We start from the raw sequence: 21,306 nt of genomic DNA, 5'->3' as shown, positions 1-21,306 counted from the left end.
AGTAAAGGGTTAAAAACTGTACACCCTACAGCGCAAAAAGGCTGGTGGTCAAAAATAACCACCAGCCTTGCCGTTTCAGGCAGGTAATCTGATTAGTTCAGATTACTTGATTTCAACTTCAGCACCAGCTTCTTCAAGCTGCTTCTTCAGTTCTTCTGCTTCGTCTTTGCTTACGCCTTCTTTGATAGCTTTAGGAGCAGATTCAACTACTTCTTTAGCTTCTTTAAGGCCTAGGCCAGTTGCGCCGCGAACAGCTTTGATAACTGCAACTTTGTTGCCACCGAATGAAGTCATTACAACGTCGAATTCAGTTTTTTCTTCAACTGCTGCTTCGCCGCCAGCTGCTGGACCAGCTACAGCTACTGCTGCAGTTGCTTCAACGCCGAACTTCTCTTCAGCTGCTTCGATCAATTCAACCAGTTCCATAACTGGCATTTCAGCGATCGCGTTTAAAATATCTTCTTTAGTCAGAGCCATTTCTCTAAACTCCTGGGATTAGTATGTTAAAAAATTCAAAATGCCAAAAACGAAAATTATTTTTCGTCTTTGATCGCCGCCAATACACGCACAAACTTGGTAGGAACTTCGTTGATTGTTTGAACGAATTTGCCCACCGGTGCTTTGAAGGTCGCAAGCAGTTTTGCAAGCGCTTCGTCGCGAGTTGGAAGAGAAGCTACTGCATCCAGTTTTTCTGGACCCAATAAACCGCTGCCAATAGAAAGTGCTGTTACTTTTAGCTTGTCATTTCCCTTAGCATAGTCTTTGAAAAGACGTGCTGCGCCGCCAGGGGCGTCGATAGAGAAACCATAGATAAGCGGGCCAGTAAGGGCGCTTTCCAAGTCAGCAAATTTACTGTCAGATAATGCGCGTTTCGCCAGAGTATTACGTACAACCTTAAGGTATACGCCTTGCTCACGAGCTTTAACACGCAGATCAGTCAGTTCTGCTACTTCCATCCCACGGTATTCAGCGACGGCAACGGATAGAGCGCGAGATGCAACGTCGGATACCTCTGCTACGATCTCTTTTTTTGCTGCTAAACCTAGTGCCACTGAGTTCACCTCTTAAAATCTGACTTTGGAATCGATATTTCGATGCCGCCATCAGGGTTCACAGATTGATACAGTCGGGATAAGACTGTACCGCTCCACGGTGTTCCTGGTCCCAGAGAGTCTGAGTCGAAACCACCGTCTGCGCAGGCTTTTTGGTTTAAGTTTTCCGTTGATTGCAGAAGTTCTCTTACCTCTTCTGCCGGAAAACGCCTGCGGTCTTGGACGGGAGCTATCGTTGTTCGCTTCTGGCGATATACAACAGCTCCAACCCATAACCTTTAGAGAAACAGATGCGCTTATGTCACCTGTTAAAAGTCTTACAGGCCTACAGTAGCCTTATCAACCGTCAAGCCAGCGCCCATAGTGGTGCTCAGGCTGACTTTCTCGATGTAGGTACCTTTTGCTGAAGAAGGCTTAGCCTTTTTCAATGCTTCAAGCAGAGCTTCGAGGTTTTCTTGAATCTGGTTTGCTTCAAAAGCAATTTTACCGATGCTAGCATGGATAATACCATTCTTATCATTACGGTAACGAACCTGACCCGCTTTCGCGTTTTTAACCGCTGTTGCAACATCAGGTGTTACAGTACCGGTTTTTGGATTTGGCATCAGGCCACGTGGACCTAAAATTTGACCAAGTTGACCAACAACGCGCATGGCGTCTGGGCTGGCAACAACTACGTCAAAGTTCATTTCGCCTTTCTTAACTTGTTCAGCTAAGTCTTCCATACCTACGATGTCAGCACCGGCTTCTTTCGCAGCTTCAGCATTGGCGCCCTGTGTAAACACAGCTACGCGTACTTCTTTACCCGTACCGTTTGGCAACACAGTTGCACCACGTACGTTTTGGTCAGATTTCTTTGCATCAATACCAAGATTAATAGCAACATCAACGCTTTCTGCAAATTTAGCTGTAGCCAGCTCTTTAAGCAGAGAAACCGCTTCATTGATGTCGTAATCTTTAGTAGCGTCTACTTTTTCGCGGATAAGACGAGCGCGTTTTGTTAATTTAGCCATTCGATTAACCCTCTACGTTCAAGCCCATTGAGCGAGCAGAACCCGCGATAGTACGAACTGCTGCATCCATATCAGCCGCAGTCAGGTCTGGCTCTTTAGTATTGGCAATTTCTTCCAATTGAGCGCGCGTCACTGTACCCACTTTTTCAGTGTTAGGACGGCCTGAACCACTCTTGATACCCGCTGCTTTTTTCAGCAAGTAAGAGGCTGGAGGTGTTTTGGTTTCGAATGTAAAAGAACGGTCTTCGTATACCGTAATTTCTACAGGTACCGGTGCGCCTTTCTCAATGCTTTCAGTTTTTGCGTTGAAAGCTTTACAGAATTCCATGATGTTCACACCATGTTGACCTAATGCAGGACCAACCGGTGGAGATGGGTTAGCAGCGCCTGCTGCAACCTGTAGCTTAATTAAGCCAGTAACTTTTTTAGCCATAATAATGCTCTCGTTTGTGGGTCTAACGCCTTGCAAATACCCGAGAATACTTGCTCTAACGGCTCCCCGTTCCGTTCAAAAGGGCGCGTAATGTACAACAAATAGCCTATCCATGCAATAGCTCTTGCCAATTAATTATCTATAAAGCGACAAAAAAAACCGGATATAGGATCAGTTATCTCCCTGTTGCCGTGTTGGCATACTCGATATGGCTTTGAAAAAAGCGTTAAACGAGGAGAAACCAATGAACGAACTGACACAAAGCGAAGCTCGGCAAATTAACGGCGGGATCTCTGGATGGTATGAATTAGGCTACGATATAGGCTATGCCGCAGGTTATTTCTATGAAAACGTTATGATCGGAAACGGCGTCATAGACGATTTGGCCAAGGCAGTCCGTTAACCCTAACTAGGAGGCGATGACAGGAGACGTCCCGTCATCGTTTTTATTATGAGTACAATCGTTAAGTTTTTTCTTATTTTTGGTTTGTTAAGCATGATGAACGGAGCGTTTCAGTCCTTTGGGGGCGCGGGCAGAGAGATCACCGGCAGCTATTATGTTATCGGCTTTGTGCACTTTAATATTGCGGTCACGCTACATGTATTAGATCAATTCAAACAAGTCAAAAAACAGCTAAATAGCCTGTTAAAAGACAACGTACAAGCAAAAGATAAAGAAACAAAAAACCCAGCATAATGCTGGGTTTTTAAAAACTTGCAGGTAAAAAGGATTAACTAACCTTTTTCGACCTGTCCAAACTCTAAGTCTACCGGCGTAGAACGACCAAAGATCAATACAGATACTTTTACGCGGCTCTTTTCGTAGTCCACTTCTTCGACCACACCGTTGAAGTCGGCAAAAGGCCCATCGGTAACCCGTACCACTTCCCCTGGTTCGAACAAGGTTTTTGGTTTTGGCTTATCCGTAGATTCTTCAAGACGGTTCAAAATGGCATCAGCTTCACGTTTAGTGATTGGCATTGGGCGATCAGACGTACCACCAATGAAGCCCAGTACACGAGGAACACTTTTCACTAAGTGCCACGACTGTTCATTCATTTCCATTTCTACCAACACGTAACCAGGATAAAACTTACGCTCTGATTTACGCTTTTGGCCCGCACGCATTTCGACTACTTCTTCAGTAGGTACCAGTACTTGTCCGAAGTACTTTTCCATACCGTGCATCTTGATGTACTCAAGCAGGGTCTTCTTTACCCGTCCTTCATACTGAGAATACGCCTGAACCACATACCAGCGTTTTTTATTTTCTTCTGGCGCCTGACTTTCTTCAGGAGTTTGATTTTCTTCGGGAACTTGATTTTCTTCAGACATATTACACTCCAATTCCGGTAATGAAGGCAACGAGTCGCACGATGATCCCATCCAGGCCCCAAAGCAACAATGCCATAATCAATGTGGCAGCCATAACAATAAGGGTGGTTTGGTTTGTTTCCTGACGCGTTGGCCAAATAACTTTGCGTACTTCCATGCGCGATTCTTTAGCAAATGTAAGAAAAGCACTGCCTTTTACTGTGGTACCCGCTATCAATCCAGCGATAACGACAACAGCAACGGCAACCAGTGCACGAATCAATACCGAAAATTCATCAAACATGTGGTTTGCGGCAATCAGACCTGCCAACAAGGCAAAAACCACCAGCCATTTCATCATATCCAACGGGTTGGACGTACTTTCCGTTTTTTCGCTCATTTCACGATCCTAGCAATACTGCGTCAGTCTCTACAAAGTACTTCATAGAGTTCAATTCTGGCAGGGGTGGAGGGACTCGAACCCCCAACCATCGGTTTTGGAGACCGCTGTTCTACCAATTCGAACTACACCCCTAAATGTCTTTATCAAGACAAAATTTAGTTACACTGCCCTTGTGAATGTTTGGCGCTTTTTTGTGGAAAATCGCGGATTCGCAAGGGAGGGAGGCGTATTATACCGATCCTTGCCTGAGATACAAGCAAACAAATACAACTCTCTTATGCTCAAAACGAATCATCGTATAAACCCTGGGATCTAGCGTTTAGCACGGATCCTTTGACCCAGTTCGATAACATACACAGGTTAGTCAACACCGATAAATCCACCGGTTTGATGAGCCCACAACTTCGCATAGAGCCCCTTTTTCGCCACCAATTCATGATGGGAACCAGACTCTACAATCTCACCTTTGTCCAGCACCAGTAAGCGATCCATTTGGGCAATGGTGGATAAACGATGCGCTATGGCCAATACGGTTTTATTTTCCATCACAGCATTTAAGCAATCCTGTATCGCCGCTTCCCCTTCTGAATCCAATGCCGATGTGGCTTCATCTAAAATTAAAATAGGCGCGTCTTTTAACAACACCCGAGCAATGGCAATACGCTGTCGCTGCCCACCGGATAATTTGACGCCCCGCTCTCCTACGTGAGCGTCGTAGCCCCTACGCCCCGCATTATCAGAAAGGCTAAGAATAAACTCGTGAGCTTGAGCCTGTTTGGCCGCTCGAATCATTTCTTCTTCGGTGGCATCCGAACGCCCATAAATAATATTATCCCGGACAGAACGGTGCATCAATGAAGTATCCTGTGTCACCATACTAATTTTTTCCCTCAACGTTTCCTGGGACACTAAATGAACAGGCTGTCCATCAATGGTAATGGCACCGCATTGAATATCATAAAAACGCATCAGCAGATTAACGAGTGTAGACTTACCGGCACCAGAGCGCCCAACCAGCCCCACTTTTTCACCGGGTTTAATGGTAAAATTCAGATCCTCAAAAACTTTAATTGCCTTGTCGTCATTGTCTATATAGGCAAAATTAACATGCTTAAAGGCAATTTCACCGCCTTTGAGCGTAAGGGTTTTCGGGGCTTGGGGATCTTTCACCGCGACCGGTTTGGCTAACGTATTCATTCCATCTTGCACTGTGCCAAGGTTCTCAAATAGCGATGAAACTTCCCACATAACCCAATGAGACATGCCGTTTAAACGCAAAACCAAGCTAATGGCGATGGCAATATCACCGGGGCTCACAATGCTTTCCATCCACAGATAAACCGACAAGGCGCCCACGGCAAAAATTAATACGGCATTGGCCAGTTCTACGCAGTTTTCCAAAATCGTAACTAAACGCATTTGTGGATGCACGGTTTTTAGAAATACGTCCATGCTTTCTTTTGCATAATCGGCTTCACGGTGACTGTGTGAGAACAGTTTGACAGTAGCAATATTTGTGTAGCTATCCACAATCCTGCCGGTCATTTCCGAGCGGGCATTGGCCTGAGCCTGGGACACCCGTTTTAGTTTGGGTACCAGCACCCGTAGTATGCCAATGTATACAAAAAACCAGATAACAAGGGGAAGTGCCAAGCGCCAGTCGGTGGAAAAGATTAACACCACCATCGAGATAAAATACACGCTGATATACACCATCAGATCGAGCAATTTCATCACAGTTTCACGCACAGAAAGCGCTGTTTGCATCACTTTAGTGGCAATACGACCGGCAAACTCGTTATGAAAAAAGCTCACGCTTTGCCCGAGTAAATAGCGATGGGCCTGCCAACGGATACGCATGGGGTAATTCCCCATCAACGACTGGCGGTTAAATAACGACCGTAATAAAATACAACCTGGGATCAAAACCACAACCACCAATGCCATCCCCGTCAGTGTCCAGGCTTCTTTGGCTAAAAAATCACTGCGTTCGTGTTGTCCAAACCAGTCTACCATTTGCCCTAAAAAGCCAAATAATGTGACTTCGAGTATCGCTATTACGGCGCTAAGTAAAGAGACCGCCGCAATAATTTTCCACATGCCTTGGGTGTAATAACGGCAAAAAGCCAATAGACCTTTTGGAGGCTGCCCTGGGGGAATATCAGGAAACGGCTGGGTCAGCCGTTCAAAAAAAGAAAACATAGATGTGCTCGAGTTTATTCATCAAACCCTAGCTTAGTGAGGACCGATTCAATTTTTTCAAGGTGTTTATCTTGCCACTGCGACAAGGTCATCTCAGCATCTTTCTTCGCCCGCGCCTTGGCGGTTTCCAACGCATCAGGGGCATCAGCAAGGGGGATCACGGCAATCCCCTCTTCATCAGCAACAATAATATCGCCGGGATGCACTTCCACACCACCACATTGGATGACCTGATTCAGGGGAGACAATGAGGCTTTTGCGCCGGGTTTCGGGCACACGCCACGGGCAAAGACAGGGAAGCCCATTTCTCTGACTTCGCCCACATCTCTGATCACACCGTCGATAACAAACCCTGCAATCCCTCGTTCCTGGGCTATTGCACAGACATTACCACCTGCCAATGCGTACATATCATCGGCTTGGGCAACAATAACGTCCCCGGGACTAGCACGATAAATAGCCGCATGAAACATCAGATGATCACCGGGCTCGCATTTTACGGTGTAGGCTGGCCCTGCAATTTTAGGTACAGGGGTCCACAATGAATGAATGCGATAGTCCATGAATTGCTCACGAGGCAAGGCATCAGCATATTCACACACAGAAACAGAGGTAAATTCTTCGTACATGATAGCTCCATAACAAATTATAGCGACAAGATTAACTATAACACTTCCGCTTTCATGTGCATTTATTCACCGTAAATAGTCATCGTAACCTTCGGTGTTTCTACCTTTGGTGACGCTGGCTAGCCCAATTTACGCGCCCGAACCCGTTTCCCTTTGATCTTACCTTCTCGAAAAAGTTTCAGTGCACGTTTAGCGCTTCGGGTCTTAATCGACACAAAGCTCTGGGCATTTTGCACCTGAATTTTACCAATATCGTCGGCGGGCAATTCGGCATCTTTCACCAGCGAACCCAAAAAATCCCCGGGCCGCAGTTTTTGCTTTTTACCAGCATTGATATGTAAACACACATAGTCAGGCAGTTTAATTCGATTGCCATGAAAACGAATACTTGGCCCGCCTTTCATGGGAATTTTGATTTCACTGAATGCCTCAATCTTGGCAAACTGTTCTTGTTCTGAGGGCGCCACTAACGTTACCGCTAAACCTTTTGTACCCGCTCGGCCCGTTCGTCCTACACGGTGGGTATGGGTATCCACATCCTCACTCACCTCGACGTTGATCACGCAATCAACGTCTTTAATATCTAGCCCCCTTGCGGCCACGTCTGTTGCTACCAGCACCGACAAGGCTTCAGCGGCAAACTGTGCCAGCACTTCCGTTCTTTCCCGTTGTTCCATATCGCCTTGTAGGCCGGCGGCAGAAAAGCCCTCGGCAACCAGCGCGTCGGTAACCTCTATGACCCGTCTACGGGTATTACAAAAAATGATGGCTTTGGCGGGTTGTAAGGTGGTTAAGACCCCTTTGAGAATAGAGACCCGAGTGTGCTCTTCAACAGAGAAGGCACGCTGTTCAATATCCGGATTAGAGGTGCTGGCTTCTTTGGCAAGAAATTCATGGGCTTGAGATAAATACCTTGCCGCCATATTTTGAATGCCAGTGGTCCAGGTCGCAGAAAACAACAAGGTTTGAACACCCTTGGGCATGGCATCAAAAATGGCATCCACGTCCTCGGCAAACCCCATATCCAGCATACGATCGGCTTCATCTAATACCCGGCTGGTGACACCGTCTAAGCGTAACCGGCGTTTTTGCAAATGATCCAATATGCGCCCGGGCGTACCCACGACAACATGAGCACCATGTTTTAACGATTGAATTTGCGGCCCCATGGGCTCACCGCCACACAATGTTTGCACCTTAAGATTAGCCATACATTGGCCAACCTCTCGATATTGCTGTGCTACCTGGGCGGCAAGTTCTCGGGTAGGACAAAGCACCAGTACCTGAGTGGAAAACTGATTCACCGTAACCGTATTTAGCGTTGCCAGCGCAAATGCAATGGTCTTTCCGCTTCCGGTTTGCCCTTGGGCCATAATATCTTTGCCATCTAACGCCGCAGGCAGGGTACCTGCCTGAACCGGCGTCATGGACGGGAAGCCAAGGCGTGACAATGCGGTTTTAAGCTCATCACGAATAGCTGTAAGTTCTGAAAATTGATTCATTGTTTTTGATTTACTTGATAAAGGTATATAACGCCGTCCTTGAAGCTATAATCCGTTTGATTTCTGCCGTTCATATCATAGACCCATTGCTTGGCCCATTGCTGATATTGACGTGTGTTTTTTACATTATCTGCCGCCCGTACAAATCGCGCGACCAATTCTTCTGAGGTGCCTGTTTTAGACATGACCAACCAGGATTTTGCATTCATAATAGCGCTGGCCGGCCGAATATGGTCACACGCTCCCCCTTGTTGCTCACAAGTCACTTCAATCGCCCTTTGAGAGGCAAAGACCACATCGGCTCGATGATTCATCACCCCGGCTATGGCATCTTCCCAGGTGTCATATTCCACCGTGATTAAACCTAAGCTGCGCGCCAGATCACCGCGAAAATCACGCTTAAGTACCGCAATAATGGTCTCTTTGGGTAACTGTTCTAATGACCCATAAAAGACCTCGTCATCGCCGAACAAGCGATATTCGTTTGCCGTTAACGGCGTGATCCAATGAAATAACGCTTCTCTTTGTGGCGTACGTACCACCGCAAAAGCAAGCACATTGGATTTACGCAGTGTTTCTTTATACAAGCGCTTCCAGGGCGTGGCGAGGATAGGTTCAACCACCCCAGCCTCGTTCATAATCTGCTTCACCAGCTCAGCATTGTAGCCTATCATTTCCGACCGTCCATTAAGCTTTGCAAACTCACCGGCCAGCTCGCCAAATACCCACAGTTGCTCGTCTTTATTTGTTCCTATAGAAGATCCCAGTTTTAAGGTTCCATCTTCATAGGATGCCCCTAAGCCATATTGGTTAAATTCGCGTATTATCGCCTTTGATAGGCGAGCGAATTTTTCACTCCTTTTAAAGCGGATTGCGGCCTCACTAAGGGTGCGCGCGAGTTCTTCACTGCCATCAAATTTAGGCAGAACCAAGTAACTGACCGGCGTACTGTGGGTGTACACAGGAACAATAGATGAGCAATCTAAATGCGCCGATTTACAAACTAAATTAAGGCCATAGGCCGAAAAAAAGATAGCGTCAACACGGTCACGCAGTAAAGTTTCAACCGCTTGCTCCCAGGTATTGACCGCCATAATGGTGTTAACACCAGACTGACGAAGTATTTGCTCACGGTAATCTTTACGTACCACAGAAACCGATGACAGAGTATGCAAGGACGGGACGGTTTGCTGGGCGTAATAAGAGCTTTTTTTAACAAATAACTGATTGGAGGTTGCCGTAACCGATGTCAACCAATGATAGGAGGCTTCCCGCTCTGGTGTACGCACCACAGAAGCGCCAAGTTGTCTTGGGGTGACGGCAAGATCCGCCAACATACGGGCAAAGGGTTCAGGACGCAAATTACCGCTGAAACCGGCTTCAGCTAGCACACCATTAATTAAATCAATGGTGTACCCACTTAACTCGCCGGAGGCATCCAGATCGGAAAAAACAGGAACAGGATTAACAATGACAGATAGAGATTCACAATGGCTAGATGCGGTGAAGCAACAGCAACAGACAAAAAACCAAATCTTGGTGCGTATTAAGTTAATGACTGCTCCAACTTCCATTTTAACGTTTTCCCTGCGGCAAAAGGTACCATCTCGGTACCGTCGGGTAAGGTAACCATTTCTGGTACTTTCCAAGGTGATTCAATCAATGTAATTGTGCCCTTGTTAATCGGTAAACCGTAAAAGTTCGCCCCATGTAAACTGGCAAAACCTTCTAATTTATCGAGTATTCCCAATGTGTCGAAGACTTCAGCATAAAGTTCAATGGCACTCCAAGCGCTATAACAACCCGCACAACCACATGCATTTTCTTTTCGATGCTTGGCATGGGGAGCCGAATCCGTACCAAGGAAAAACTTCTCTGACCCTGTGGCAACGGCTTCTTGAAGAGCCTGCTGGTGCGTATTGCGTTTTAAAACCGGCAAGCAATAGTTGTGAGGCCGTATTCCCCCGACCAATATATCATTGCGATTCAGCATTAAATGCTGCGGTGTGATTGTTGCACCTACGTTTTTATCGGCCGATAAAACGAACTCCGCAGCTTCCGCAGTAGTAATATGCTCAAAGACAATTTTTAATTGTGGGAATGCATTAACTATAGGACGTAAATGGGTTTCTATAAAAACTTTTTCGCGATCAAAAATATCGATATGACTTTGTGTCACCTCACCATGGATAAGCAGCAATAATCCCTGCTCCTGCATGGCTTCAAATACCGGATAAAGGGCCTGTATTCCTGTTACCGCGGCATCCGAATTGGTGGTTGCGCCAGCCGGATAAAGTTTACACGCTACAACACCGGCGGCTTTGGCTTGAACAATATCGTCTCGGGTTGTTTGATTGGTTAAAAATAATGTCATCAGCGGCTCAAACTGACTGCCTGCAGGTCTTGCTGCCTCAATTCGCTCCTTATATTCCAACGCCATAGTGGCACTGGTAACGGGAGGCACCAAATTAGGCATCACGATAGCGCGAGCAAAACAGCGGGCGGTAGCAGGCACGGTTTCTGACAACATAGTGCCGTCACGAAAATGAAGATGCCAGTCATCAGGAGTGCGAAGAGTCAGCGATTGCATTTAGTGGTTGCCTTTGTATGAAATCTGTTTCATACAATTATGCCTCAAACCCCCACCTTCTGCAGCAATTCTCTCGGTACTTACCTCATCAAAGGCACCTTTTTTATTGCCGAATTACCCTTTCTTGGTATAAGCGGCAATGATCACGATCCGCGTGCCGTTAACCTTACCTTCAATATGTAGTGGATTATCGCTCAGGCTAATATTACGTACAGGGGTACCACGTTTTGCGGTGAAGCCTGCGCCTTTAACATTGAGATCTTTAACCAGGTGCACCGTATCACCGGCAGCAAGGGCTGTACCATTACAATCTAATGTAGGCTCCTGATCCAAGTCCACAAGTCCAGCTTCTCCCCACTCGCGCACGCTATCTTCTAGATAGGCAATATCCAGCAAGTCTTGCGCCCAGGTTTCACTTTTGAGTTTATTCAACATACGCCATGCGGTAACTTGAACGGGGGGGACAGGAGACCAGATAGCATCGTTAAGGCAACGCCAGTGAGCCGCATCCAGCTCTGCTTCGCCATTTAACTGATCCCGACATGTCTGACAGGCTGCCAGATGAGTGTCCGATTGTGAGTCAGGTGTAAAAGGGACTTCGAATAAAGCCACCAGATCTTTACTACCACATAATTCACAGGTATTGCCTGCACGCGTCATTACACGATTTTCCAAAATGTATGCTCCGTGACGTTCAAAAGCCGCAATTTTAACAGGGTTTTATAGAAAACCGCATGCATTCATTGCATTTTATCTATATTTATTTTGTTTTACATAAATTAACTGGCTGACATCGTAGCCTAAGGCTTTCGCTTTGTTGACTAAATTGTCTAGGGTTTCTGGCGCAAGTTCTTTCGTACGGGATAATATCCACAGGTAAGATCTATCTGGGCCTGACACCAGGGCATAACGGTAGTTTTCATCCAGCGTCACCACCACATAGCTGGCATAAAAAGGCCCAAAAAAGGAAACCTTTAAATGCCCTGTGGTTTCCTTATCCACAAAGTAGGCTTTGCCGCTAGCTTCCTCCCACTCACCACGTTGATCGTTATACCCTTTGTTGAGTACATTAATACCGCCGTCGTCCCGAGCGATGTAAGTAGCCGACACATTTGATAATCCCTCTTCAAAGGAATGGGGTAATCGTGCAATTTCATACCAATTCCCCAAGTAACGGCTTGCCTCAAAGTTGGTAACAGGCTTAATACCCTCGGGAACCGAGGTGCAACTTGATAAAAAGGCAATACTGACGAAAATCCAAAGCAACCGTTGCATGTCATGCTCCTATGGGTATGTTCTACTGTATAGCCTGATATGGCGAGTTTGGTTTACTCTTACTGATAAATAATGCACTGGGCTTTCACTGATCAAGCAAGGCCAGTGCACCTAGTACACCTGACTGGGTTCCCAGGCCCGGCAAACAAATAATATCGCTAAACGCCACCTTAGGCGGCAACACAACGTAATCATTTAAGCTTGCTTGGGTTTTGTCGATAATGCGTTCAATGATGCCCTGCTTTTGCATTACGCCGCCGCCAAACACAATGCGTTCGGCACTTAATCCCACCAGCAGGTTGTGACACAGCTGTGCCAGTACGTCAGTGAGTTTATCCCAGGCCGGATGTTCGTCGGGAAGGGTTTCCGAAGGCTGTCCCCAAATTTTGCCAAGGGAAGTACCAGAAGCCAATCCTTCAACGCAATTACCATGAAACGGACACACCCCTTCAACGCCTTCGGGCGGTATCACCATTAAGTGACCAATTTCCGGATGGACTAAACCATGCAAAGGCTTACCATGGATAACCACGCCACCGCCTACACCCGTACCCACCGTAATATAAACACAAACCTCTGTTCCTTGAGCTGCGCCCCAGCGAGATTCGGCCAATGCCGCGGCGTTCACATCAGTATCAATCACAACATCACACTTTAGCGCTTCGGCAAAATAAGGGGCAATGGAAACATAAGACCAATGTGGTTTGGGAGTTCGGGTAATAAAGCCATAGGTGTCAGATGCGGGATTAAGATCGAGGGGGCCGAAACTGCCAATCCCCATCTGTTTGAAATGGTAGCCCGCATCACGCTGAGCCTGAAAAAAATCCACACAAGCCTGCAACGTTTTTTCTGGCATATCCGTGGGAACCCGTACTTGTTCAACCACTTTTTTTGCTTTATTCACAATCGCGCAATTGAATTTGGTTCCACCTGCTTCAATCACTGCGTAGTATTCATCATTTAGTGCCATAGTTGCTTGCCTCAATTGGTCAATGATAACGGCCTTCAACACGCTCTGTTGACAGGCAAATCACACCTGAAGACTGCGGATTGTTTAGGCCGCCATAAAAATACATGAATTACCATACAAGTAAAGTGCCGCCCATCAGGGGGCTGATGCTCACCCTTATTTTGCGAGTAAATAACGGCCCAGAACCAATGCCTTAGCTTAAAACAAAACCAATTGTGTCATTCGTGCGTAGACTAGGTATGAAATAGACATCGCGATTTGTTATCTAGGCTATAATTTAGGTAACGCCATACACGTTTGATGCATGCCACACAGGATGATCCTGCTAGGTCATTTAAATCTTTGACATCACGATTTTACAAGTTGGATATCGCAGATGTTAGTCATCACTAAGGAGCATTTATGAATGCATCTTACGAACATGAATATCTATGTCCACATTGCAGTCATATTAATGTCATTGAGATTGAAACAGAAAAAGATATGTACCGGGAAAAGTATATTGCCTGCCCCCGTTGCGGTGTAAAACTTGAAATTGTGCCTGCAGAAGGCATTGAAGACAGGATTAATTTAGTTGTGACTGTGGCCTATACCGATGCGGCTTCACGCTGACATACCGGCATCAGCGTGAGGCGCGTCACTGCGTGTTATCCTTGAAAGAACTCCTGACGCAATAACCCATCGGTGGCAAATTGCCCACCTAGCGCGGAGGTTTTCGTATAAGAGTTGGTATCCCGTATTCCTCGAGCTTTCACACAAAAATGGGTTGCATTAATAGATACTGCAACATCTTCTGTGCCCGCCAATGTCTGTAGCGCAACCAGGATTTGTTGAGTGAGACGTTCCTGCACCTGTGGACGCTGGGCAAAAAAGCTTACCAGACGATTTACCTTCGACAAGCCAATCACTGTATCTTTCGGGATATAAGACACCGATGCGGTGCCATCTATGGTGACAAAATGATGCTCACAGGTACTCGTCAGACTAATATCTGACACCTGTACCGGTTGATTCAGTTTCATTTTATTTTCGATCACGGTAATTTTAGGGAAATTACGATAATCAAGACCACCAAAGATTTCATTGACGTACATTTTCGCAATACGGGTAGGCGTATCGGCCAGACTGTCGTCACTGCGATCCAATCCCAGCGCATCCATGATATCTGTCATTGCGGCTTCAATCCGTGAACGCTTTTCATCGTCTGTCAGGCCAGTGCGCACCATGGGAGTTTCCAGGCCTTTTTCTTCCAACGCTGCTCTCACTAATGCTGCCGATGGCGACAACCCCGGTTCGATAACGTCACGTACTACTACCGCTTCATTTGATAACATTGATATATTCCGAAACCACCTAATATCCGTAAACAGATATTATTACTTTGATAAACTACACAATTTAAGGAGTTTGCTTTGTCTAACCCAGTGCTGATAACGGGCGCCTCACAACGTGTGGGACTCGCCGTCGCTACCGACCTGTTAAACAAAGGCTACTCGGTCATTATAACATACCGTACTCACAAAACGGCAGTAGACACATTAAGAGATGCCGGTGCGATAACGATTCAGGCTGATTTTAGCACTGACCAGGGTGTTAAGCGATGTATTGAATCGATTAAATCTCATACGCAAGCCTTGCGCGGTATCATCCATAATGCGTCATTATGGGATTCTGAAAAACACACCAACAATTACAGTGCCTTATTCGATTCAATGATGCAGATCCATGCCAAGGCCCCTTATCTTCTGAATATGGGGTTAAAGGATTTACTTACAAGGGACGGTACTTTGGCGGATATTATCCACATTACCGATTTTGTTCAAGATTCAGGCAGCGACAAGCATATCGCTTATGCGGCCAGCAAAGCCGCCCTGCATAACCTGACATTGTCCTTTGCCAAATTGCTGGCGCCCACGGTAAAGGTAAATACCCTTGCACCGGCGTTGCTCATGTTTAACGACAATGATGATGCGAGCTACAAAGATAAAGCACTGAATAAATCACTGATGGCTTGTGAACCCGGTGCAATAGCGGCGGTAGAAGCGGTGAACTATTTACTCAATAGCACCTATGTGACCGGAGAGACCTTACAGGTAAACGGTGGCCGCCATCTTAAATTTAGCTAAAAAGTACGCTTAATGTTGGTGTGTAAAAATGAAAAGGATATACTTATCAGCTTTCAAATTATGTGCTGGATCGCTTCATGTCGCCCCCTAAATCTTGCCTCCTAGCGGAGTGGGAACCTATTGATGCTGTTATTCTCGCCTGGCCCCATAAACAGACTGATTGGGCCCCTTGGTTAGACGCAACAAGGCAAACCTATCTCGCCCTGATCGAGAAAATCAATAACGCCGCCGCTGGGGTGATTATGCTGTGCCCAAAGGCGGATATCCCCGCGCTAAAGCAACAGCTACCCACGTCTGCCAAGGTGTTAATTGTGCCTGCTCAGTACAATGATACCTGGGTTAGAGACTATGCTTTTTTAACCTGTGAAAATCACTCCGGTGAATACAGGCAACCCATAGAGTTTACCTTTAATGGATGGGGCGGAAAATTCGACGCGCAAAAAGACAATAAAGTAAATCAACAGTACTTGGCCGCGCTGTGTGCGATGCCAATGAAAACCGTGGATATGGTTGCCGAAGGTGGCGCACTGGAAATCGATGCTCACGGGCATTTGTTATCCACCGCCCAGTGTTTACTTAACCCTGGTCGCAACCAGGATATGTCACTGGCTGCGTCAGTTAACACCTTAAAAACCGCCCTTGGCAGCCAACGGGTGAGCATTTTCCACCATGGACATTTGGAAGGCGACGATACTGACGGCCATATTGATACCCTGGTACGCTTTACGCCGACACAAGGGCTGGTCATTCAAAGCGCACTTAACCGCCCCGATGACAGCCATTACCCAGGGTTGTCAGCACTGTGTGAAGAATGCGCTAACATGCTGCCTGAGCATAGGCAGTATCGCCTGCCCTTGCCCCATGTGCGAAATGAAAACAACGAGCGTCTGCCGGCATCCTACGCAAATTTCCTTATTTGCAATAAAACGGTATTGTTCCCCATTTACGGTGAACCGGAAGATGAGCACGCGATAAGCATAGTTAGCCAAGGGTTTCCCGAATACCAAGTCGTCCCCGTTAACTGTGCCACACTCATACGCCAATTTGGTAGCTTGCATTGCATCTCGATGCAAGTTCCGAGGCGTACCCTACGCCCCGCAGTACTCTCCCAACTCAACGAAGGAGTCACAATCTATGCCTCGTAATTCCCTTAAAGTCGGTATCGTCCAACAAGCCGTGGCGAATAACGACAAGCAAACCAACTGGAATAACAGTGCAGCGCAGATTTCAAAGCTCGCCGGTGAAGGCTGTGAATGTATTTTGCTGCAGGAACTGCACAGTACACTGTATTTTTGTCAGCAGGAAGATACCGATGCCTTTGATCTTGCCGAGCCCATTCCTGGCCCGGCAACCGCATTTTTCGGTGACTTGGCAGCAAAACACAATATTGTTCTTATTACCTCTTTGTTTGAAAAACGGGGCTCTGGGCTATACCACAATACGGCGGTGGTGTTTGATCGCAGTAAAGAGATTGCCGGTCAATATCGCAAAATGCATATTCCTGACGATCCGGGGTTTTATGAGAAATTCTACTTTACACCTGGAGATACCGGTTTTGAGCCCATTGAAACCAGCGTGGGTAAGTTGGGTGTACTGGTGTGTTGGGATCAGTGGTATCCGGAAGCAGCACGTTTAATGGCCATGGCCGGCGCAGATATTCTCTTCTACCCCACCGCCATTGGATGGGATAAAAACGACACTGACGCTGAACAAGGCCGTCAACAAGATGCGTGGCAAACCATTCAACGTTCTCACGCGGTGGCAAACTCGGTGCCTGTGGTGGTAGCCAACCGCACGGGTTTTGAGGCTTCGCCGGTAGATGGCGATCCGGGAATTCAATTTTGGGGGCAAAGTTTTATTGCCGGTCCACAGGGGGAAATTCTCGCCAAGGCTTCTGCCGATAAAGAAGAGACCTTGTGGGTAGAGTTGGACATGCAACGCACAGAACAAATCAAACGGATCTGGCCCTACTTCCGTGACCGACGCATTGATGCCTACGACGAGCTCACTAAGCGCTGGCGGGATTAAACCTGCCAGCCCCTTAGGCGCTGTGCTTAAAGCTGGCCATGTAATTCACCGCTTTAGACCGGCTTGCACGCCATCGTCCCCGCAAAGGATTAAGCGAAAACCCTGTACTGTGCTGCTGAACAAACGCGCCACCCAGCCATTGCTCTAACTCTTGGGGTTTAACGAATTTAGACCATTTGTGGGTGCCAACCGGTAAATACCCCATAACGTATTCCGCCCCTACGATGGCCACAAAATAACTACGTACAGTGCGATTTAACGTAGCTAAAATAAGTAGCCCGCCCGGTTTTACCATACTGGCACATTCTTTTATCAATTGTTGCTGACAAGGCACATGCTCAACGACTTCCGCGTTGATCACCACATCGTACTGATAGCCCTTGGCCGCCCATTGCGCTGCCAGCGTATGATGATAATCAATGGTCAGCTCGTTGAGTGCGGCATGATGCCGGGCGACTTCAACACTGACACCACTGGCGTCTATGCCCGTCACCTTAGCCCCCCGTTTAGCCAGCGGCTCACAGATAAGTCCGCCTCCACTGCCCACATCAAGTACAGACAAGCCCGTAAGGAGCCTATCTGCCGCCCCCTTGGGTTTAAAGTGACGCTTAAGGGTATTGACGATGTAATCGACGCGCACAGCATTAAAGGCCAGTGACGTTTTATAACGGCCTTTAGGATCCCACCAAGCGTTTGCCAGTGCATCAAAACGGGCAATTTCTTGCGCATCCATGTTTTGCTGGGACACTGAGTGGCTTAGCTGGCTTTTATCTAGCATATCTATCTCCATAAGGTAATGGGGTGAAGCGAAATATTCTCCTGCTATCACCTAAGTGAGATAATACGTGCAAATGGCACTTTATGCTCAAAGCAAAATCTATAAACTCTTCTTCTCCATATCGTTACGGCGTTCGGATCACCATAAGTCGTGTTTCCGTCATATCTTCAATGGCATAGCGGATCCCTTCCCGTCCTAATCCCGAATCTTTTACGCCACCATAAGGCATATTATCAACCCGCCAACTTGGTACATCACCAATCACAACACCACCAACCTCGAGGATATCCCATGCTTGGTGCGCTTTGTACAGATCACGGGTAAACACACCTGCCTGTAACCCGTAGCGGCTGTTATTCACTTCCGCTAACGCTGCATCATAGTCATCAAAAGCTTGTAGTACGCACAAGGGGCCAAAGGCTTCTTCGGCACTGGCGGCGCAATCGGCCGCTACATTTTCCATCACCGTGGCGGGCAGTATCGCGCCATCCCGGGTGCCGCCACACAAGATGGTCGCCCCTGCGCTGCGCGCTTGCTGGATCCAGTCTTCAAGACGCTGGGCTTCAGATTCGGAAATCATCGGGCCAATAAAAGTGGCTTCATCGGCAGGATCACCGCTTACCAATTCAGATGCACGGGCAACGAACTGCTCGCGAAAATCGTTATAGATCCTTTGATGAACCAAAATACGCTGAACACTAATACAACTTTGTCCGGACTGATAAAAAGCCCCTACAATAATACGTTCTACCGCATCATCAATGTTGGCATCTTCGTCCACCACACACGCTGCGTTACCGCCTAATTCAAGCACCACTGGTTTTTTGCCTGCCTTGGCTTTCAATGCCCAGCCCACATCCGGCGAGCCGGTAAAACTTAATAGTTTTAAGCGTTCATCGGTGGTAAATAAGTCGGCCCCTTCGCGACTACAGGGTAAAATGGAGAACGCTCCTTTGGGCAGATCAGTTTCAGCGAGCACTTCACCGATAATCAAGGCACCGATGGGCGTACGCGATGCGGGTTTAAGTACAAAAGTACATCCAGCGGCAATGGCAGGTGCCACTTTATGGGCCGCCAAATTTAACGGAAAGTTAAACGGTGAAATAAACGAGCAGGGACCAATGGGTACACGCTTGGTCATTCCCTGATACCCTTTTGCCCGGGCGGATATTTCCAAGTTCAACACTTCGCCATCCATTCTCACGCTTTCTTCTGCGGCAATACGAAAGGTATCAATAAGCCGTGTAACCTCGCCGTGGGCATCTTTTATGGGTTTACCGGCCTCGATACACAAGGCCTGAGCTAACTCGTCTTTGCGCTCGGTAAAGCGGGCAACACAATGATCCAATACCGCTTTTCGTTCATAAGGGCGCATTGCCGTCATAAGCGGTTGTGTTTTCTGCGCTGCCTCAATGGCTTTATCAATGATCTTCGTATCGGCTTTTGCCACACGAGTGGCCACTTCACCGGTGTATTTGTTGGTAACCGCTAAATCCTGGTTTGCAAAAACCGGTTCGCTGGCAAGATAGTAGGGATAGCTGTCTTTTAACATGCGAAGCTCCTTATAATTGATCGCTCAGTTCGCGTATTGTTTGATTCAAGGTTTCGTCGTTCATGCTGTAATCCACGGGACAATCCACAATGTGCACGCCCGGCGTGGTAATACAGGTTTCAAGTTGTGCCGCCAGAGAATCGGTACTCACAATACGCCAACCGGTGGCGCCATAACTTTTGGCATACTGAACCAGGTCAGGATTACCATAATCGAGACCAAAATTGGCCAGTTGCATGTGGGCTTGCTTCCATTTAATCATGCCGTAGGCATCGTCTCGCAAGACCACCACGGTAAGATCAAGTTCCAGTCTTACCGCCGTTTCAATTTCCTGACTGTTCATCATAAAACCCCCATCACCACACACACTCACCACGGGAACATCCGGATGAACTAATTTTGCGGCAATGGCTGAGGGGAGTCCTGCGCCCATTGTGGCAAGGGCATTATCGAGTAATACGGTGTTAGGGTGGTAAGCAGGATAATTACGAGCAAACCAGATTTTATACACCCCGTTATCCAGGGTCACAATGCCCTTTTCCGGCATCACTTTTCGTACATCGCGGACAAAACGTTCGGGCAACACGGGAAAGCGGTCGTCATCTTCTGCTTCGCCACGATGATTGACATAGGCTTGATGTACGTCCTTATAAAAATCTAATTTCCAATTGGATTGTGGTGAGATTTTTTCTTTAATCTGCCAAAGACTATTGGCGATATCCCCTACGACTTCTGCCTGGGGAAAATAAACCGGATCCACTGCCGCCGGTTCAAAGTTGATATGAATGACTTGCTTGCCATCGTCATGCATGAAAAAGGGCGGTTTTTCCACCACATCATGACCCACATTGATGATCAAATCAGCCCGTTGGATAGCCTTATGCACAAAGTCGCCATCGGACAAGGCAGTATTGCCCGCAAACAAGGGATCGCTTTCATTTAACACCCCCTTCCCCAACTGCGTGGTGATAAAGGGAATGCCTGTTTTATCAATCAATTCACGGAGCATTTTCGCCGTTAATTTTCGATTAGCACCGGCCCCTATCAAAAGTAGTGGCGCACTGGCCCTTTCAATCATATTCACAGCATGATTAATCGCTTTATATTCCGCAATGGGTCGTCGACTGTAACTCGGCCTGAGTAACGCCGCTTTGGTTTCTTCTGTGGCGATGTCTTCCGGCAATTCGATATGTACCGCCCCCGGACGCTCTTCGGTGGCCAATCGGCACGCTTCACGAATAATAGACGGGATCCGATCGCCACTGACCACCTGATTCGTGTATTTGGTAATAGGACGCATCATATCCACAATATCGATAACCTGAAAACGGCCCTGTTTACTGGTTTTAATGGGTTTTTGCCCAGTGATCATCAACATGGGCATAGCCCCAAGTTGGGCGTAAGCGGCAGGCGTCACCAAGTTGGTCGCTCCCGGCCCC

Annotated in this window: 24 protein-coding genes and 1 tRNA gene; 6 read left to right on the top strand and 19 right to left on the bottom strand. The window is 47.2% G+C overall.

What is annotated here, in order from left to right; genetic code table 11:
* Positions 1-102 precede the first annotated feature (102 nt).
* The 4 genes from rplL to rplK all read right to left on the bottom strand — a co-directional run bounded on the left by rplL (position 103) and on the right by rplK (position 2,498).
* A complete protein-coding gene (rplL, locus tag V5298_RS11085; RefSeq protein ID WP_216031108.1) occupies positions 103-477 on the bottom strand; it encodes a 50S ribosomal protein L7/L12 in 375 nt (124 codons plus the stop codon).
* 56 nt (positions 478-533) lie between these two features.
* On the bottom strand, positions 534-1,052 hold the full coding sequence (gene rplJ / locus V5298_RS11080; protein ID WP_332931527.1) for a 50S ribosomal protein L10: 519 nt from the start codon (positions 1,050-1,052) through the stop codon (positions 534-536).
* 317 nt (positions 1,053-1,369) lie between these two features.
* On the bottom strand, positions 1,370-2,065 hold the full coding sequence (gene rplA, locus V5298_RS11075; protein ID WP_332931526.1) for a 50S ribosomal protein L1: 696 nt from the start codon (positions 2,063-2,065) through the stop codon (positions 1,370-1,372).
* A gap of 4 nt (positions 2,066-2,069) precedes the next feature.
* Positions 2,070-2,498, bottom strand: coding sequence for a 50S ribosomal protein L11 (gene rplK, locus V5298_RS11070; protein ID WP_216031105.1), 429 nt, complete (start codon positions 2,496-2,498; stop codon positions 2,070-2,072).
* Positions 2,499-2,742: 244 nt separating this feature from the next.
* On the opposite strand from rplK, the gene V5298_RS11065 reads away from it, so the two are divergent.
* Positions 2,743-2,901: a hypothetical protein gene (locus V5298_RS11065; RefSeq protein ID WP_332931525.1), complete on the top strand. Its 159-nt coding sequence runs from the start codon at positions 2,743-2,745 to the stop codon at positions 2,899-2,901.
* 48 nt (positions 2,902-2,949) lie between these two features.
* Positions 2,950-3,195 carry a hypothetical protein gene (locus V5298_RS11060; protein WP_332931524.1) on the top strand — a complete coding sequence of 82 codons (246 nt, stop codon included), beginning with the start codon at positions 2,950-2,952 and terminating at the stop codon, positions 3,193-3,195.
* A 38-nt stretch (positions 3,196-3,233) separates the two neighbouring features.
* Here the strand turns inward: V5298_RS11060 and nusG are convergent, their stop codons facing one another.
* The 11 genes from nusG to V5298_RS11005 form a co-directional block, all read right to left on the bottom strand.
* Positions 3,234-3,833, bottom strand: coding sequence for a transcription termination/antitermination protein NusG (gene nusG / locus V5298_RS11055; protein WP_332931523.1), 600 nt, complete (start codon positions 3,831-3,833; stop codon positions 3,234-3,236).
* A 1-nt stretch (position 3,834) separates the two neighbouring features.
* A complete protein-coding gene (secE, locus tag V5298_RS11050; RefSeq protein WP_332931522.1) occupies positions 3,835-4,212 on the bottom strand; it encodes a preprotein translocase subunit SecE in 378 nt (125 codons plus the stop codon).
* Positions 4,213-4,270: 58 nt separating this feature from the next.
* Positions 4,271-4,347 (bottom strand) — tRNA-Trp (locus V5298_RS11045).
* 228 nt (positions 4,348-4,575) lie between these two features.
* The gene (locus V5298_RS11040) at positions 4,576-6,417 is read right to left on the bottom strand and encodes an ABC transporter ATP-binding protein (protein ID WP_332931521.1); all 1,842 of its coding nucleotides are present in this window, start codon (positions 6,415-6,417) and stop codon (positions 4,576-4,578) included.
* 14 nt (positions 6,418-6,431) lie between these two features.
* Positions 6,432-7,046 carry an RraA family protein gene (locus tag V5298_RS11035; protein ID WP_332931520.1) on the bottom strand — a complete coding sequence of 205 codons (615 nt, stop codon included), beginning with the start codon at positions 7,044-7,046 and terminating at the stop codon, positions 6,432-6,434.
* A gap of 119 nt (positions 7,047-7,165) precedes the next feature.
* Positions 7,166-8,548, bottom strand: a complete 1,383-nt coding sequence (gene dbpA / locus V5298_RS11030; RefSeq protein ID WP_332931519.1) for an ATP-dependent RNA helicase DbpA — start codon at positions 8,546-8,548, stop codon at positions 7,166-7,168.
* The gene (locus V5298_RS11025) at positions 8,545-10,122 is read right to left on the bottom strand and encodes a substrate-binding periplasmic protein (protein ID WP_332931518.1); all 1,578 of its coding nucleotides are present in this window, start codon (positions 10,120-10,122) and stop codon (positions 8,545-8,547) included. Before V5298_RS11025 ends, dbpA begins: the two co-directional genes overlap by 4 nt.
* Positions 10,095-11,138, bottom strand: a complete 1,044-nt coding sequence (gene pyrC, locus V5298_RS11020) for a dihydroorotase (RefSeq protein ID WP_332931517.1) — start codon at positions 11,136-11,138, stop codon at positions 10,095-10,097. The genes V5298_RS11025 and pyrC overlap by 28 nt, the downstream gene beginning before the upstream one ends.
* Positions 11,139-11,252: 114 nt before the next feature.
* Positions 11,253-11,816 (bottom strand): PhnA domain-containing protein, encoded by a 564-nt coding sequence (locus V5298_RS11015; protein WP_332931531.1) that lies wholly within the window; start codon positions 11,814-11,816, stop codon positions 11,253-11,255.
* Positions 11,817-11,888: 72 nt separating this feature from the next.
* Positions 11,889-12,413: a lipocalin family protein gene (locus V5298_RS11010; RefSeq protein WP_332931516.1), complete on the bottom strand. Its 525-nt coding sequence runs from the start codon at positions 12,411-12,413 to the stop codon at positions 11,889-11,891.
* Positions 12,414-12,498: 85 nt separating this feature from the next.
* Entirely contained in the window at positions 12,499-13,383 is an 885-nt protein-coding gene (locus tag V5298_RS11005; protein WP_332931515.1) for an ROK family protein, read from the bottom strand.
* Between the two features lie 402 nt (positions 13,384-13,785).
* Here V5298_RS11005 and V5298_RS11000 point away from each other — a divergent pair, with 402 nt between their 5' ends.
* On the top strand, positions 13,786-13,995 hold the full coding sequence (locus V5298_RS11000; protein ID WP_332931514.1) for a hypothetical protein: 210 nt from the start codon (positions 13,786-13,788) through the stop codon (positions 13,993-13,995).
* 35 nt (positions 13,996-14,030) lie between these two features.
* On the opposite strand, the gene folE is transcribed toward V5298_RS11000, so the two are convergent.
* Positions 14,031-14,717: a GTP cyclohydrolase I FolE gene (gene folE, locus V5298_RS10995; RefSeq protein ID WP_332931513.1), complete on the bottom strand. Its 687-nt coding sequence runs from the start codon at positions 14,715-14,717 to the stop codon at positions 14,031-14,033.
* Between the two features lie 78 nt (positions 14,718-14,795).
* Here folE and folM point away from each other — a divergent pair, with 78 nt between their 5' ends.
* From folM to V5298_RS10980, 3 genes are all read left to right on the top strand, one after another.
* Positions 14,796-15,509 carry a dihydromonapterin reductase gene (gene folM, locus V5298_RS10990; RefSeq protein ID WP_332931512.1) on the top strand — a complete coding sequence of 238 codons (714 nt, stop codon included), beginning with the start codon at positions 14,796-14,798 and terminating at the stop codon, positions 15,507-15,509.
* A 77-nt stretch (positions 15,510-15,586) separates the two neighbouring features.
* Entirely contained in the window at positions 15,587-16,654 is a 1,068-nt protein-coding gene (locus V5298_RS10985) for an agmatine deiminase family protein (protein WP_332931511.1), read from the top strand.
* Positions 16,644-17,537, top strand: a complete 894-nt coding sequence (locus tag V5298_RS10980) for a carbon-nitrogen hydrolase (RefSeq protein ID WP_332931510.1) — start codon at positions 16,644-16,646, stop codon at positions 17,535-17,537. Before V5298_RS10985 ends, V5298_RS10980 begins: the two co-directional genes overlap by 11 nt.
* Positions 17,538-17,550: 13 nt before the next feature.
* Here V5298_RS10980 and ubiG read toward each other — a convergent pair whose 3' ends face one another.
* The 3 genes from ubiG to V5298_RS10965 form a co-directional block, all read right to left on the bottom strand.
* Positions 17,551-18,315, bottom strand: a complete 765-nt coding sequence (gene ubiG, locus V5298_RS10975) for a bifunctional 2-polyprenyl-6-hydroxyphenol methylase/3-demethylubiquinol 3-O-methyltransferase UbiG (RefSeq protein ID WP_332931509.1) — start codon at positions 18,313-18,315, stop codon at positions 17,551-17,553.
* A gap of 124 nt (positions 18,316-18,439) precedes the next feature.
* Positions 18,440-19,867 (bottom strand): aldehyde dehydrogenase family protein, encoded by a 1,428-nt coding sequence (locus tag V5298_RS10970; protein ID WP_332931508.1) that lies wholly within the window; start codon positions 19,865-19,867, stop codon positions 18,440-18,442.
* Positions 19,868-19,877: 10 nt separating this feature from the next.
* Positions 19,878-21,306, bottom strand: a 1,429-nt coding sequence (locus tag V5298_RS10965; RefSeq protein ID WP_332931507.1) for an acetolactate synthase large subunit, incomplete at its 5' end; no start/stop codon positions are given.

This window comes from Alteromonas sp. 14N.309.X.WAT.G.H12 (genome assembly GCF_036697315.1).
Classification (GTDB): domain Bacteria; phylum Pseudomonadota; class Gammaproteobacteria; order Enterobacterales; family Alteromonadaceae; genus Alteromonas.
Note: the sequence above shows the minus strand (reverse complement) of the source record. Positions and strands in the feature narration are given on the sequence as shown.

What these genes read in the sequence shown, in the direction of transcription:
- V5298_RS11060 (WP_332931524.1), top strand. Translation starts at nt 2,950, where the DNA reads ATGAGTACAATCGTTAAGTTTTTTCTTATTTTTGGTTTGTTAAGCATG.
- V5298_RS11010 (WP_332931516.1), bottom strand. Translation starts at nt 12,413, where the DNA reads ATGCAACGGTTGCTTTGGATTTTCGTCAGTATTGCCTTTTTATCAAGT.
- ubiG (WP_332931509.1), bottom strand. Translation starts at nt 18,315, where the DNA reads ATGCTAGATAAAAGCCAGCTAAGCCACTCAGTGTCCCAGCAAAACATG.
- V5298_RS11040 (WP_332931521.1), bottom strand. Translation starts at nt 6,417, where the DNA reads ATGTTTTCTTTTTTTGAACGGCTGACCCAGCCGTTTCCTGATATTCCC.
- rplA (WP_332931526.1), bottom strand. Translation starts at nt 2,065, where the DNA reads ATGGCTAAATTAACAAAACGCGCTCGTCTTATCCGCGAAAAAGTAGAC.
- secE (WP_332931522.1), bottom strand. Translation starts at nt 4,212, where the DNA reads ATGAGCGAAAAAACGGAAAGTACGTCCAACCCGTTGGATATGATGAAA.
- rplK (WP_216031105.1), bottom strand. Translation starts at nt 2,498, where the DNA reads ATGGCTAAAAAAGTTACTGGCTTAATTAAGCTACAGGTTGCAGCAGGC.
- V5298_RS11065 (WP_332931525.1), top strand. Translation starts at nt 2,743, where the DNA reads ATGAACGAACTGACACAAAGCGAAGCTCGGCAAATTAACGGCGGGATC.
- folE (WP_332931513.1), bottom strand. Translation starts at nt 14,717, where the DNA reads ATGTTATCAAATGAAGCGGTAGTAGTACGTGACGTTATCGAACCGGGG.
- V5298_RS11000 (WP_332931514.1), top strand. Translation starts at nt 13,786, where the DNA reads ATGAATGCATCTTACGAACATGAATATCTATGTCCACATTGCAGTCAT.
- V5298_RS11035 (WP_332931520.1), bottom strand. Translation starts at nt 7,046, where the DNA reads ATGTACGAAGAATTTACCTCTGTTTCTGTGTGTGAATATGCTGATGCC.
- V5298_RS11005 (WP_332931515.1), bottom strand. Translation starts at nt 13,383, where the DNA reads ATGGCACTAAATGATGAATACTACGCAGTGATTGAAGCAGGTGGAACC.
- V5298_RS11025 (WP_332931518.1), bottom strand. Translation starts at nt 10,122, where the DNA reads ATGGAAGTTGGAGCAGTCATTAACTTAATACGCACCAAGATTTGGTTT.
- dbpA (WP_332931519.1), bottom strand. Translation starts at nt 8,548, where the DNA reads ATGAATCAATTTTCAGAACTTACAGCTATTCGTGATGAGCTTAAAACC.
- V5298_RS10985 (WP_332931511.1), top strand. Translation starts at nt 15,587, where the DNA reads ATGTCGCCCCCTAAATCTTGCCTCCTAGCGGAGTGGGAACCTATTGAT.
- V5298_RS10970 (WP_332931508.1), bottom strand. Translation starts at nt 19,867, where the DNA reads ATGTTAAAAGACAGCTATCCCTACTATCTTGCCAGCGAACCGGTTTTT.
- pyrC (WP_332931517.1), bottom strand. Translation starts at nt 11,138, where the DNA reads ATGCAATCGCTGACTCTTCGCACTCCTGATGACTGGCATCTTCATTTT.
- nusG (WP_332931523.1), bottom strand. Translation starts at nt 3,833, where the DNA reads ATGTCTGAAGAAAATCAAGTTCCCGAAGAAAATCAAACTCCTGAAGAA.
- rplL (WP_216031108.1), bottom strand. Translation starts at nt 477, where the DNA reads ATGGCTCTGACTAAAGAAGATATTTTAAACGCGATCGCTGAAATGCCA.
- V5298_RS10980 (WP_332931510.1), top strand. Translation starts at nt 16,644, where the DNA reads ATGCCTCGTAATTCCCTTAAAGTCGGTATCGTCCAACAAGCCGTGGCG.